Source organism: Paenarthrobacter sp. NPDC057981 (assembly GCF_042886835.1).
In the GTDB taxonomy this organism is placed as follows: domain Bacteria; phylum Actinomycetota; class Actinomycetes; order Actinomycetales; family Micrococcaceae; genus Arthrobacter.
The window spans coordinates 236,628-249,998 of the sequence record NZ_JBHVQI010000001.1; the positions used below are offsets into that span (position 1 = coordinate 236,628).

General features: G+C 56.2%; 12 protein-coding genes. 8 read left to right on the forward strand and 4 right to left on the reverse strand.

Annotated elements, in window-relative coordinates; translation table 11 throughout:
* Positions 1 to 2: 2 nt before the first annotated feature.
* From ACFVSI_RS01105 to ACFVSI_RS01115, 3 genes are all read right to left on the reverse strand, one after another.
* Positions 3 to 806 (reverse strand): aspartate/glutamate racemase family protein, encoded by an 804-nt coding sequence (locus ACFVSI_RS01105; RefSeq protein ID WP_387819123.1) that lies wholly within the window; start codon positions 804 to 806, stop codon positions 3 to 5.
* 52 nt (positions 807 to 858) lie between these two features.
* Positions 859 to 2,154 carry an amidase gene (locus ACFVSI_RS01110; RefSeq protein ID WP_387819698.1) on the reverse strand — a complete coding sequence of 432 codons (1,296 nt, stop codon included), beginning with the start codon at positions 2,152 to 2,154 and terminating at the stop codon, positions 859 to 861.
* Positions 2,155 to 2,261: 107 nt separating this feature from the next.
* Positions 2,262 to 3,314: a carbon-nitrogen hydrolase family protein gene (locus ACFVSI_RS01115; protein ID WP_387819124.1), complete on the reverse strand. Its 1,053-nt coding sequence runs from the start codon at positions 3,312 to 3,314 to the stop codon at positions 2,262 to 2,264.
* Between the two features lie 572 nt (positions 3,315 to 3,886).
* Here ACFVSI_RS01115 and ACFVSI_RS01120 point away from each other — a divergent pair.
* Genes ACFVSI_RS01120 through ACFVSI_RS01130 form a run of 3 tightly spaced genes read left to right on the forward strand, consistent with a single transcriptional unit; the run spans position 3,887 to position 7,060 of the window.
* The gene (locus ACFVSI_RS01120) at positions 3,887 to 4,990 is read left to right on the forward strand and encodes a substrate-binding domain-containing protein (protein WP_387819125.1); all 1,104 of its coding nucleotides are present in this window, start codon (positions 3,887 to 3,889) and stop codon (positions 4,988 to 4,990) included.
* 52 nt (positions 4,991 to 5,042) lie between these two features.
* Positions 5,043 to 5,819, forward strand: a complete 777-nt coding sequence (locus ACFVSI_RS01125) for an ATP-binding cassette domain-containing protein (RefSeq protein ID WP_387819126.1) — start codon at positions 5,043 to 5,045, stop codon at positions 5,817 to 5,819.
* Between the two features lie 5 nt (positions 5,820 to 5,824).
* Positions 5,825 to 7,060 (forward strand): sugar ABC transporter permease, encoded by a 1,236-nt coding sequence (locus ACFVSI_RS01130; RefSeq protein ID WP_387819127.1) that lies wholly within the window; start codon positions 5,825 to 5,827, stop codon positions 7,058 to 7,060.
* A 102-nt stretch (positions 7,061 to 7,162) separates the two neighbouring features.
* Here the strand turns inward: ACFVSI_RS01130 and ACFVSI_RS01135 are convergent, their stop codons facing one another.
* Positions 7,163 to 7,654, reverse strand: a complete 492-nt coding sequence (locus tag ACFVSI_RS01135) for a MarR family winged helix-turn-helix transcriptional regulator (RefSeq protein ID WP_387819128.1) — start codon at positions 7,652 to 7,654, stop codon at positions 7,163 to 7,165.
* 394 nt (positions 7,655 to 8,048) lie between these two features.
* Between ACFVSI_RS01135 and ACFVSI_RS01140 the strand changes: the two genes are divergently transcribed.
* The 5 genes from ACFVSI_RS01140 to ACFVSI_RS01160 all read left to right on the forward strand — a co-directional run bounded on the left by ACFVSI_RS01140 (position 8,049) and on the right by ACFVSI_RS01160 (position 13,366).
* Complete coding sequence (locus ACFVSI_RS01140) at positions 8,049 to 9,617, forward strand: ABC transporter substrate-binding protein (RefSeq protein ID WP_387819129.1); 1,569 nt, start codon at positions 8,049 to 8,051, stop codon at positions 9,615 to 9,617.
* A gap of 50 nt (positions 9,618 to 9,667) precedes the next feature.
* On the forward strand, positions 9,668 to 10,684 hold the full coding sequence (locus ACFVSI_RS01145; protein WP_387819130.1) for an ABC transporter permease: 1,017 nt from the start codon (positions 9,668 to 9,670) through the stop codon (positions 10,682 to 10,684).
* 368 nt (positions 10,685 to 11,052) lie between these two features.
* Positions 11,053 to 11,637, forward strand: coding sequence for an ABC transporter permease (locus ACFVSI_RS01150; RefSeq protein WP_387819131.1), 585 nt, complete (start codon positions 11,053 to 11,055; stop codon positions 11,635 to 11,637).
* A gap of 14 nt (positions 11,638 to 11,651) precedes the next feature.
* On the forward strand, positions 11,652 to 12,515 hold the full coding sequence (locus tag ACFVSI_RS01155; RefSeq protein WP_387819700.1) for an ABC transporter ATP-binding protein: 864 nt from the start codon (positions 11,652 to 11,654) through the stop codon (positions 12,513 to 12,515).
* Between the two features lie 20 nt (positions 12,516 to 12,535).
* A complete protein-coding gene (locus tag ACFVSI_RS01160; RefSeq protein WP_387819132.1) occupies positions 12,536 to 13,366 on the forward strand; it encodes an ATP-binding cassette domain-containing protein in 831 nt (276 codons plus the stop codon).
* The last annotated feature ends 5 nt before the right edge of the window (positions 13,367 to 13,371 follow it).

The following is a 13,371-nucleotide window of genomic DNA, read 5'->3' on the forward strand; positions in this document are numbered from 1 at the left end:
GATCAACCTTTCGCCAGCTGCTGCACGATGTATTCGCGGGTTCGATCGTCGGGGGCGGGATATGCCCTGCGGCTGTGGCTCACGCCGGTCTTGATGCACAAAGCTGCGGCCAGTTCGGCGTAAAGTACGGTGGAACCAACGACGTCGATGACGGGAACCCCATCTATGTCGCTGAGACCATTGATCGCTGCAAGCGCACCCAGGACTCCTTCGGCCAGAACAATGACCTGGGCTCCGGAGGCAATGGCGCTGCGGCCTGCTTCCCGAATGAGTTGCAGATAATGGTCGGGGTTTGCCTCCGGATCAAGTGCGGCATCGAGGTCTTCTTCGACCACCAATCCTGCCAACAAATGGATGCCGGAAATCCGGTCCTTCCATTTATGTAGGGAGATGGACTTTTCCAGGAAGTAGGGGACATGCTCGTTGAGCGTAACGAGTCCAATCTTCGGTGCCAGCAACGCGGCAGCAGTAAAGCAGCCCTCGCTCATTGACACCACGGGAATTGTTGCCAGTGAACGGAGTTCGGAAAGAATTGGTTCACTGAAGGAGGCGGCGACGAAGACGTCGGCCCCCTGCTTCTCAGCTTCGACGAGGGAGTGGAGAAAGGCAGGAGCGACGATCGAGTGGTAGGCGATCGGCGACCCGGTGGCGCTGACGGCACTGGCGGAGTTTCCGAACTCGTGGGGGCGCCCTCGAACGACGACTTCTGTGCTCTCTGCCGCGGCCCGGCGGGCAAGCTGGTTCAGCGTGCGCTTGTAGTTCGGCTGGTGGTCGAAGTCCAAAGTTGACTGATACCAGATTTTCATTCTTCTCCTATGTTGGAACAACTTTTCTGTGTCGACAGAGTCAGTACCGGCTCTAGTTCGTCTTGGGATGCGAAAGGTGCCAAACGCTGCGACTCTGGATGGTTTGCGCCCAGATTGCCAGAGATCCATCGCTTTCGGCTGGTCCGCAAATCTGCAAACCAATCGGCATGGAGCGACTGTCGGTTTCAATCGGAAGGGTCACCGTGGGAGTACCGGCCAAATTGATCGGGGCGGTGAGTCTGGCAATGGATCCACTGTGTTCATCAGCAGCTCTGTCCCACTCCTCGAGAGTGGGAATTTGGCCTGGAAAGGCAGGACAGACGAAGAAGTCTATGGACCTGAAGAGGTCGTCGAGTGCAAGTTTCAATATGACGCGATGCGCTTCGGCCGCAGCCAGCTGAGCGGTAGTTTGTTCCCTGCCCTTCCGCAAGAGAACCTTCAGCTCACTGCCATACTGATCCTCCGCAGCCGGGTAGGTTTCTGAGTGAGCGATCATTGCTTCCACCGATGCGATGGTTTCCCATGCTTGTGTCGCGGCGACGACGTCGGGGAAGGCAACTTTTACAACTTGCGCGCCCAAGTCCTCCATCAGCTGCACGGCGCGTTGCAATGCCTCTGAGACGTCAGTCGGCAAGGCTGCCTCGAGACTGGGGTCGACTCCAACACGAAGTCCGGAGAGATTTTGCCTGCTTGGAGGCCTGTTATTCACTTCGCGGAGGCTGGTGCTGTCGGTGCGGTGGTATCCCTCGACGACGGAAAGCAGGATGTCGGCGTCGACCACGTTTCTGCCAAACGTTCCGATATGGTCAAGGCTCGGCGCCAAGGGTGCTGTCCCTGTGCGCGGTACCCTGCCCCATGTAGGTTTGATACCTGTGATTCCATTTGCGGCCGCCGGAAACCTTACGGATCCTCCGGTGTCGGAGCCATAAGCACCAAAGCACAAACCAGCGGCTGTAGCTACGGCAGGACCCGACGAAGAGGCGCCCGGCCAGAAATCGTCTTGCCACGGATTTCGGGGTGGTGTTTGTCCCGGACGGTATCCGCTGAAGACGCCTTCCGTAGTGACTGTAGTTCCCAGGATGATTGCTCCCGCAGCCCTCGCTCGGGCGACTGCGATAGCGTCGTTCGCGCGCCAGCTAGGAGGGATGGTTGACATTCCGGCGGTGGTGGGGAACGACTTGTCGAAAAAGATGTCCTTGATCGAGATTGGCACTCCATGGAGCGGGCCTCGATCGAAACCTCGCTGAAGTTCCTCCGTCGCAGAATCAGCTGCTCGTAAGGCTGACTCCTCGGCCACGTGAACATAGCACTGAAGGTGCGGGTTGAGTCTTTTGATCCGATCGAGCATAAGCTCGGTGACAGTCCTGGGCGTTATCCACCCTGTGCGGTAAGCCGCTGACAACTGAGAGATACTGAGATATGCAATGGCGTCTGATTTGTCGCCGTTGAAACCATTCACCGCTGGCCCTCGGCAAATCTTGCGTCCAAATTGAGCAAGGTCTCTTCGTCCTCAAGAGGCCAGGGAAATTGGCGTCCATGGCTGAGTTGGTCGGTGTTTGTGAATGTCACAGGACGGGGACTGGCCTGGTTAACATTCAACGAGAAGATACCAGGCCTGGAGTAATGCCCCACCTGGTCGATAGTGTTCTTGGCTGCAATGATGTCGCTGAGGTCCAGGTCTGCGTACAACAGGCCTTCCTGGTCAGGCGCCAGCGGCGTAGCTAGTTCAATCCCGCTGGGTCCGTATATCCGACTGACGCCGCCTCCTGGAAAAACTATGTCGCGCTTCGCGTCCGTGTCTGCGATGTTGTCCCTGGCCGCTTCGTCAAAAATGAGCGTGCTGCAGAGCACGAAACACTGATTTTCCATGGCGTACATGTTGTTGATGGTCTCAAAGGCCGCCCCGCTGAACGGGTAATGGTACGGCTTGGTGACGGCGGGCCATGATGCGACGTGAATTTGTTCTCCGAGTGCGTTCATCGTGTATTTGATCAGCGGCTGAAGATGTTCCCAGCAACTCAGGGCGCCGACGCGTCCGATTCCAAGGTCAAAAGTGCGGAAATCCGAGCCATCGCCCTCGCCGAACAGGGTACGCTCCGCATGCGTGGGCCGGAACTTACGTCGGAGTCCTTGGAGTGTGCCATCGGCACCAATCACAGCCTGGGAAATATAGAGTGAACCACCGCTCCGTTCACTGAGACCGAGGACAACAGCGACACCTGACTCCTGTGCCGCCCTCTGAACGCGGCGCATTTGGGAGCTATCGAGCTCGAGTGAGTTCTCGTAGTAGCGCTTGAGATACATCCCGGGCCATATGGTGTTTGTCTCCGTATATAAGAATTCGGGGTAACCCGGAACCCAACATTCGGGGAAAGCGATCAGGTTTGCGCCACCGCGGCCGGCCTCCTCAATGAGCGCCACAGTTTTGTCTATTGTTCCATCGAGATCCAACCAAACCGGGGCCGCCTGCACTACTGCGACGCGGGGTTTTGCTGAGTATTCACTCATCTTCGAATGTGTCCCTTCTTTACCTATAGATGCCGGGGTTTTAGCTAACGATCCGCTCGCAGTGCCTTGCTTGGCTGGCCTTCGGAGTCTGCAAAATCAATCCCAGAAAGGCTCGGCCGTGCGTTCGCCCCACTGCGTGAGCCCGCACACTCCACCTCGTCTTAAACCATAGAACCCGCACGTTCCGTTGGCTCCATCCAATTTGATGGTCATCCATACGCAGCATGTATATCGACGGGTTGGGCGTATGACGTGCCACTGACAGGCCCCATCTGAGGTCGGAGGTCACTGTGATCCGGGCCATACGTTTTCGGTATAGGTGGCCAGGAAATTACGTGGAGCCGGGCGCTTCCACCGGAGTTACCTTTGTCACAGGTCAACAAATCCATGGAGACCGCCGGCAGCGATCAAGGACCTTGGTTCCCGACAACTATCGCCATGAAACTTGCACCGCCGACCTGACATGGAAGAACCGCATGGGTTGCCAACTGAGTCGTAGACCGGGCCACATGGCCCAGGAACGGGCTGACAGAGGCAATCCCAACGTGGTCAAACTTCAAAGGAGAAGAAAAATGAAAAACAAACTGATCTCCGGCCTCGCGATGGGTGCTATTGCTCTCATGGGAATGACGGCATGTTCGTCGCCGGCGTCATCCGGAGACACCAATGCAGGCGGCAGTGGCAAGGTATTTATGCTCTTGCCCTTCTCGACTACACCGAGGTACGAGGAACGCGACGCACCCGGCTTCATAGCAGCCATGAAGAAGCTCAGCCCCAATGCTGAAGTTTCTGTCAACAATGCAAATGGCGATGCTTCGAAGCAGCAGCAGCAGGTTGAAGATGCGATCACAAAAGGTGCGTCGCTGATCGTGCTCGTCGCGCCTGACCCCAATCTCGCATCGGGTGCGCTCGGCGTAGCAGCCCAAGCCAAGGTGCCAGTGGTGCTTTACGAGCACGACGCCAAGGGCGGGACAGCCGACGCTTTCGTCCGGTTCGATTCGTTGGTTGTCGGACAAGAGCAAGGGAAGCGAGCGGCTGAAGTCATTAACAAAATGCCGGGTCAGGGAATCAAAGTCGCGCGTGTCATGGGCAATGCCGGTGACTTCGGAACGGTGAACACGACAAAGGGGCAGGACGAATATCTCAAGCCGCTGATTGACTCAGGCAAAATCCAAGTCGCCTGTGAGCAGAACGTTCAAGGGTGGGATCCCACGAAGGCTCAGTCGTTTGTTGAGGACTGCTTGACCAAGACCGGCAACGGTATTCAACTGGTCATAAGTCAGAACGACGGAATGGCTGGTGGTGCTATCGCTGCGCTCACAACACAGAATCTGCAGGGAAAAGTCGCCGTAACCGGCGGCCAGGACGCCGAGCTTCGCGCACTTCAGTACATCGCTCAAGGCCTCATGGACAGCACTGTATACAAAGAGATCCCGCTGCTGGCGGACAAAGCCGCTGAAGTCACCTCCTCAATCCTCGCTGGCAAGGGAGTACCCGCGGGCCTGGTCAACGGCGAGTTCGATACCGGTGTTGCCAAGATTCCTTCGATCGCTGTCAAACCGGAAACAGTTACCGTCGACAGCCTGCAGCGAGTAGTGGATGACGGACTCGTGACGTGGAAGCAGATCTGCGAAGGGGCCGAAAAGCAGCCAGTCTGCGTTCAGAACCTCAAGTAAGAACGAGGCATCTTTTCTAATGACCATGTCTATGCAAGGACCTATTAGTCTTATGGAAAATTCAGTATCAGCTCCGCTCCTGGAACTCAGGGGAATCGTGAAGTCCTACGGCGCTATCCGGGTTCTTCGCGGCATTGATATTCACGTCAACGCGGGGGAAGTCGTCGGACTCGTAGGCGACAACGGTGCCGGCAAGTCGACTCTGATCAAAACCTTGAGTGGCATTGTTCGCCCCGAAGAGGGCGAGTATCGCTTCAACGGGGATCTGGTTGATGTCCGAGGCCCGCACGACGTGACGGAACTCGGGGTCCAAACGGTTTATCAGGACCTTGCGCTGTGCGACAACCTTGATGCCGTTCAAAACCTTTTCCTCGGCAGGGAGATGGTCGGGTCCGTTTTCGGTGGCCGGCGAATCAAGCGGGCAGCTCAAGAGAAGCGTTCCCGTGAGGTGCTCAAGCAGATGCGTCTCGATAGCATCTCCCTGACTCGCCCGGTCAGTGCAATGTCCGGCGGCCAGAGACAGAACATCGCAATTGCACGCTCCATCCTTTGGCAACCGAAGGTTGTCCTTCTGGATGAACCAACAGCGGCACTGAGCCATTCAGCTGCTGCGCAGGTAGGCAAACTGATACGCACGCTTGCTGACCAAGGGCTCGGCATCATTGTCGTATCCCATGACATCCATCAGTTCGTACTCGAAGTGACTGACAGGATCGTTGTTCTCCGGCTTGGAGCGGTGGCAGCGCAATTCGACTCCAAGACCGTAACGGGTGAGATCGTGGTCAATGCCATGGTCGGCGGAAATGAAGGGGTGAACTCGGCGCGATGAGCGAGATGACTAAACCAACAACACAGCGACAGCGGCTAACCACTACTGCCAAAACTGCGACAACTGAACCGGCGCCAAAGCGCAACGTGGCAGCGCTCCTTGCTGGAGATCTTCGTGCACTGCCGGTGCTCTTGGCTCTCGCTCTCCTCGTAGTCTTCTTTGCCACCCAGAGCGATGTCTTCTTGTCGAGTCGAAATCTCTCAAATCTGCTTGTTCAGACGGTAGTCACTGGGGTGTTGGCCCTAGGGATTGTGTTTGTCTTGTTGCTTGGCGAGATCGATCTGTCCGTTGCCAGCATCAGCGGCCTCAGTTCCGTCTTCATGTCAAAGCTGGCGGTTGAGATGGGCATGCCGGCGTGGATAGCCATTGTTGTGGCCATCCTGCTTGGCGCGGCGCTCGGAGCATTCACCGGGCTATGGGCGACCAGGTTCCTCGTGCCGACGTTCGTCATAACACTCGGACTTGGCCTTTTGTTGAGCGGTGTGCAGTTGGGCATACTCCCGGAGTCTGGGCACATCTCGATTCTGGGAACAGGTATTGAAAAGGTTGCAGGCAGCTACATCTCAGGGATAGGGTCCTGGATCGTACTGCTAGTCGCGGTTGGATTGATGGCGGGACTCAAGTTGAGCGACTTCCGGAGGCGCCAAGCCCAAGGCCTGGATGCAGCTTTCAACAAGCAGGTACTCGTGCCGGTGCTCGCTTTTGCCGTCATTGCTTTGGTGTTGGTGGTTGTACTTAATCTGAATCAAGGCATACCAATGCCGGTTGTTATCTTCGCTGCATTGCTTGGAGGAGGCACCTACCTGCTGAACCACACTCGGTTTGGGCTGCATGTCTACGCGACGGGTGGAAATACGGAGGCGGCACGACGAACCGGTATCAACACCAACCGTATTAAGGTAATGAGCTTTGCTTTGGCTGGGGGACTGGCCGGTTTGGCCGGAGTCATCGCAGCATCACGACTCCTGGGCGTGTCTGCGTTGTCCGGCGGTGGAATCGGTGGTGGCGCCCTGCTGCTCAACGCGATTGCAGCAGCAGTTATTGGTGGCGTCAGTCTCTTTGGTGGACGAGGAAGGGCTTCGGCGGCACTCTTGGGCGCTCTCATCATCGGCGTTGTGAGCAACGGTTTGAACCTTATGGGAGTTTCTTCCGAGATTCAGTTGATCGTGACGGGCGCTCTGCTCGTGGCTGCCGTCACGGTGGACCGCGTCGTTGAAAGGGTCACCGGCCAAATCGTCTGATCAGGCGCGAATCTAGCCTATGAACCTCGAGTGGCCTTTGGGTATCTGGAAAGCCAGATGCCCGAAGGCCACTCGTATATAGCCGTTCCATAGCTCGGGCGATCATTCGGTAAAGGCGATTTTTCGAAGGAGCTCGCGCAGCGTGTTCCTTTCATCGAAACTGAGTGCTCGGAGTGAAAATTCTTCTGCCTTTCGGACAGCTTCGGCGCCTAACCTATATAGAGCTTGACCTGACTTCGTGCTTCGAACTACCTTCGTCCGTCGGTCCCTGGGGTCCGGAGTTCGTCGGACAAGATCACGCTGCTCAAGCTCGTCGACGATTGCAACTATTCGGCTCGGATCCAGACAAAGATACTCTGCTATCTCCCGTTGAGAGGGGCCATCCGTAGTGCTTGCCAAGGCAAGAACAGCGTACGAGCGGACCTTCAGGTCCAGCGGTGCCAGCTCGCCGTTAGCGGCGGCGTTGCCGACGGACCGTGCACGCGCGGCAAGAAACTCTATGTCGCCGTCTAGGGAGCTCTGCCGGACTCTCGGGGGCAGTTTCGGCGAGGAATCGTAAGTAGCAGCGTTTGTGTCCTGCCCAAGTGCGTTCACGGTCGATCACTCTTCTTTCGGTATGGAGCCGAGGGCTCGTCACACCACACTACTGCCAGCCAGTGGACCACCAAAGATAGTTGTTTGCAATCATTGACTTTAGCAACTATTAGATGTCTCATTGATTTATCAGCTCGCGCATACCAGCTCACCACCAGCAGGGTCGCGCATTGCGAAGAAGACGGTTATTGAACGGCCCGGGCAACCCCCGGGCTTTAAGCCAATAGGTCCAGATGGGTTGTATTCGCCCAAGGCAATGGCTGTGTCTTTCCGTTGAAGCTGCACTCAAAGACGAGTGGGGAACGACGATCGCCAGAGCGGTGGACTGTCGCTAGCAATGTTGAAAGTACAGGCTGCGGACGCGGTCCAATCACCAATGAGAAAGGAATTGCTCATGTTTAAAGTTTCGGGGAGGATCGGCGCCGTCGCCGTCATAACGACCACGCTCCTGGTGGCATCGTGCGGACTACCCATTGATAAGTCATCGCAGGCCAACAACTCAGGCAACGCGGATGAGCGTCTTGTCTTGGCTTCACGATCCGTGCCGGAAACACTCGATCCCGCCCAGAGTCAGTTTGGGAGCAATGAAACATACATCAGCGGCATCTATGATCGGCTGCTGCGTGTTTCCGAGGATGCGCAGGTGGTTCCTTCGCTGGCGCAAGAGTGGTCCTACTCGGACGATGCGACCAAGGTTACTTTGCACCTACGTCCGGGGGTGAGGTTCCATTCGGGAAACCCCTTCACTGCCAAAGACGTAATCTACACGCTCGATCGCGTTAGTGCTCTCGCTCAGGCCACAGCCACGCTCATTTCGGACTACAAAAGTGCCACGATTACCAATGATCTCGAGTTGGTCATTTCACTTAAGAAGCCCAACCTTGACTTCACTAAGGCTCTCAGTGCCATCTTTGTGCTGGACTCCGAACTCGTCCGGGCCAATGAAGGGACGGACCGCGGCCAACAGTGGCTCAGTAACCATGATGCCGGCTCAGGTCCCTACAAGCTGAAGGTATACAATCCCAACGCCCAAGTGGAGTTCGAACGTACCGAGGGGCATTGGATGGATCTGGGCAGGCGGCCTCGTGACTTGGTGGTACGAATCATCGGAGAGCCCAGTGCCATCCGGGACGAACTCCGGGCGGGCGGAGCGGATATGGCCTGGGCAGTACCTGCTGCGGACGTGGCCTCTTTTGCTTCAGGCAAATCGTTTACGGTCACTGAGCAGTCCGCCAAGAGGGTCACCCTTGGTTTCATGAATACCCAGGTAGGCGTCACAACTGATCCGCGGGTTCGGGAGGCGATGCAGTTGGCGTTCGATTCCGCAGGACATGTTCAGAGCACACTCAAGGGATATGGCCAGGTCGGAAGTGGAGTAGTTCCGCGGGGGCTGGCCTGTCGTGTTGGCATAGATCCGATTGAGCCAAATCTTCAGCGCGCAACGGAGTTGATCAAGGATGCGGGGGCGCAAGGCAAGAAGGTCACTCTGGGGTATCAACCAATCTTCGCAGAGCACTCGGGGGCCGGGACGCTTTTGGAGTCCGCACTAACCCAAATAGGACTCAAGGTGGAAGTGCAGCAGGTTACATATCCGCAATTGGTGGAAATGGTCAAGAACCCAGCTACGGCACCGACTGTCTCAGTACTGTGGGATTCGGCTATCTATCCGGCTGTGAGCCAGATGCTGACAACGACTTGGCATTCTGGTAGCCCCACAAACTATGGGCACTACTCAAATGCGAGCGTCGACGAACTCATTGATGAGGGTCGATCCGCGACTGACCCGGCGGTTGCATGCAGTTCTTTCGAGAAAGCTCAAAAGCAAATTATCGACGACCGCGCCGCAATCTATGTTGCAGAGCCCCAGCTGGTTATTGTGACGAATTCTAAAGTAGGGCCAGTGAAATTCTCCCCAGCTTCGTTGTCTGGTATAGATCTGGCGCTCTTGACTCTCGCTGTCTGACTCCACACATCGAGCACTTACTCTGTCGACATTTAGAAAAGAACTTCACAATGATCAAGTATGTACTTAGGCGGATCGGCTTAGCTGCACTTACACTATGGGGTATCGCAACAATCGTGTTCTTTATGTCCCGGCTTATTCCGGGCGACATAGCAGTTGTCGCAGCCGGGCGTCTTGCGAGTGAACAGCGGGTCGACGAGATCCGAATTCAACTCGGACTAGACCAACCTCTCGTGACGCAATATTTCACCTACTTATCAAAGCTTGCTGCTGGTGACTTGGGGACAAGCGCCTACACTCACCAGCCGGTCAGCCATGAGATCGGGCAGGTGCTTCCGGGCACTGTTCAGCTGGTGCTCTGTGTCATGGTCATCATCGCCCTCGTCGGGATCCCCTTGGGAATTCTCGCCTCTCGACAAGACGGGAAAGCATCCGACCTGGCGCTGCGTCTCATCATAGTGCTTCAAGGCTCAATCCCAGTGTTTTGGCTTGCGATCGTGCTCCGATGGCTACTGGGTTCAGTTTTCGGATGGTTTCCGCTCTCGGGTGCCAGCACTATCGGTATGGCACCCCCTGATGTCACCGGCTTCACGATTGTTGATTCATTCTTATTCGCTGATGCAGCGGTGTTTGCGGATTCGCTGTGGCACATGGTTTTGCCTGCCATTGCCCTGGCGGGTCCCTTTCTTTCAACGATTGCCCGGAATGTGCGCTCGAACATGATAGGTGCTTATAAAGCTGATCACATGGTTTTTGCCGTCTCAAAAGGTGTTAGGCCATCTCGGCTGTTGTTCCGACATGGATTTAAGACAGTCCTCGGATCTACCCTAACCATTCTTGGCATGCAGATCGGATGGCTAATGAGCGCAGCAGTACTAGTGGAAGTAGTTTTTTCAATGCAGGGGCTGGGGTCGCTCCTGGTTCAATCGATACCTAACAAAGACACATTTGTGGTTCTCGGGTGTGTTTTGGTCGTAGGTGCAGTTTTCGTTGTGGCCTCAGCGATTGTGGAATTTGCTCAAATTGTTCTGGACCCGAGGGTTAGGATTGCGGAGATCAAGCCATGAACGGTTCCTTTTCTAAAGCTGATACACATAACGCCACGTCTGCCGAGATGCCGAGAGGGGCCGCCATAACGGGCGCACTATCAACAGCCGCAAATGTTGGTCAGGCTTTGGCGAGGCAGCTCCGCCGTCTTGGTGGGTCCCAAGCGCCGCTCCTGGACCGGGTCGCGGTGGTTGTGGTTGTGCTATGTCTTTGCGTTTCACTCGCCGGTCCACTGTTGGCGCCGCATAATCCTTACGAGGCCGTGCCGGCCGAGTCCATGCAGCCCCCGAGCGTTGTGCATTGGTTTGGTACGGACGGAGCAGGACGTGACGTTCTTTCACGGATTTTGGCAGGTGCTCCGCTGACCATACTCTCCGCACTTCTGGTAATGCTTCTTTCCGCCGTCATTGGAGTAGCAGTCGCCAGCGCGGCGGCATTGGCTCCACGTTGGTTGGACGAGGCAGTTATGCGGGTCACGGACATCTTCATGGCAATCCCTGGCCTTGTTATGGCCCTTGGCATAACGGCCGTCCTAGGTCCTTCACTTTGGTCGATCGTCATCGCCATGACCGTTGTCACCTGGCCGGCGACAACCAGAATCACAAGGAATGTATTGCGGGAAACAATGACGAGCACCTACATGGAGGCAGGGCACGTGATGGGAATCAGCAAGCCACGGTTGATGCTGCGCCACGCATTGCCAAATTCACTGGATGCGGTCTACGTTTTCGCCAGCATGGAGTTTTCTGGCGCCATCATCATGATGTCAGGCCTAGCCTTCCTTGGTGTTGGGGCGCCGCCGCCCAGCGCTGACTGGGGGTCGATGGTGGCGGCCGGCCAAGAGTCAATCACGACGGGATGGTGGGTGGCCTTGTTCCCGGGTCTGGCGATCACTGTCTCAGCTGCCGCCTTCAGTCTCTTGGGGGATGGACTCCGCAGAATCAACGACCCGTCGTTCAGGGCGACATTATGAGTGGAATCGGCACAATGGATAATGCTCTGCTTAGCGTCAGTGGGCTGTCGGTAACAGTTCCGTCCCGGGAACGAGCCGATCACACGCGCGGCGACCTCAGGCTAGTCGATGGCGTTTCCTTTGAAATTGCCCGAGGTGAGCGTCTCGCACTGGTGGGTGAATCTGGTTCCGGCAAGTCGCTAACCGCACGTTCCATACTTCGACTGGATTCTCGTATGAAGCTCGAAGGTTCAATTAGTTGGCGGGGTGAGGACCTGCTCTCCGTGACGGAGCGGAGGATGCGCGAAATTCGAGGCGCAGATATCTCGCTCATTCTCCAAGACCCCCTTACCGCCCTTAACCCGGTCATGACGATTGGCCAGCAGATTGCCGAACCGCTGACGGAACGAGGAGTATCACGAAAGGAGGCACTGAAACGGGCAGCAGAGATGCTGGACCGGCTTCGTGTTCCGAGGGCCAAGGATAGGTTGAAGTACTATCCCGCCCAGTTCTCGGGGGGTATGAGGCAGCGTGTTGTTATGGCAGCGGCCCTCGTGGGCGAGCCAAAACTTCTGATTGCCGACGAACCCACAACAGCCCTCGACGTACGTGTTCAAGAACAAGTCTTGGACCTTCTGGAAGAAATATCCCGTGAGCTACACGCTAGCGTGTTGTTCATTACCCACGACCTTGGAATCGTCGCCGGCCTGGCTCAGCGCGTCGCTGTCATGTTCAAAGGCCAGATCGTGGAGAACGGCCTCGTGGACACCGTTTTCTCTCACCCCTCCCATCCCTACACCAAGGGGCTTATCGGCTCTGTTCCGAGGCTCGATGCAGACCCTTCCGAGCGGCTGAGAACCGTCGAGGACTTTCTAGAAGAAACTGAGGTCAAGTCTTGATGAGAGAGCCGCTTATTCGGATGGAGAATCTGAGCAAGAAGTTTGGGAGCGGAAGGAAAGCTACGCTGGCTCTCGACCAAGTGACATTGCGAGTGAACGAAGGCGAAGTTCTTGGCTTGGTGGGCGAATCGGGCTCTGGCAAGTCCACTCTAGTCAGAACTCTTATCGGCTTGGAGACTGCCGATGCCGGTGCCATCTCTTACGACGGGATAGATCTGCTGCGCCCTGGTGCTTCTGACCTTCGAAGGTTCAGGCGTGAAGTGCAGGTTGTCTTCCAGGATCCTTATTCCAGTCTCGACCCAAGACGGACCGTACGCGAGATCGTGGAAGAGCCAATGCTGGCCGCAGGACTTTTCAGCCGATCTGCTCGCGACTCGAGAGTGGCAGAGCTGCTGGACGTTGTGGGTCTCGACCGGGCAAGTTTGGATCGGTATCCCAGAGATTTCTCCGGTGGTCAGAGGCAAAGGATCGCTATCATCCGTGCACTGGTCCTGAAGCCGCGCGTATTGCTCTGTGATGAGCCTGTTTCCGCTCTGGATGTCTCAGTTCAAGCGCAAGTCCTCAACCTACTCAAAGACATGCAAAGGGAGTTGGGATTGACACTATTGTTCGTTTCTCACGATCTAGCCGTCGTCAAGTACCTTTGCTCTCGTCTTGTCGTCCTTCATCACGGAAAAGTAGTTGAAAGTGGCCGCGTAAGCGAGGTTTACGCGAGTCCTCGCGAGGACTACACCAAGGCTCTGTTAGATGCCGTCCCAATTCCCGATCCGGTGATTGAGCGGGCTAGGAGAGCCAACCGTCAACGCGGTTTGAGACCAGTTCTCGATGCTAAACCGACAGATATGTACTAACAGAC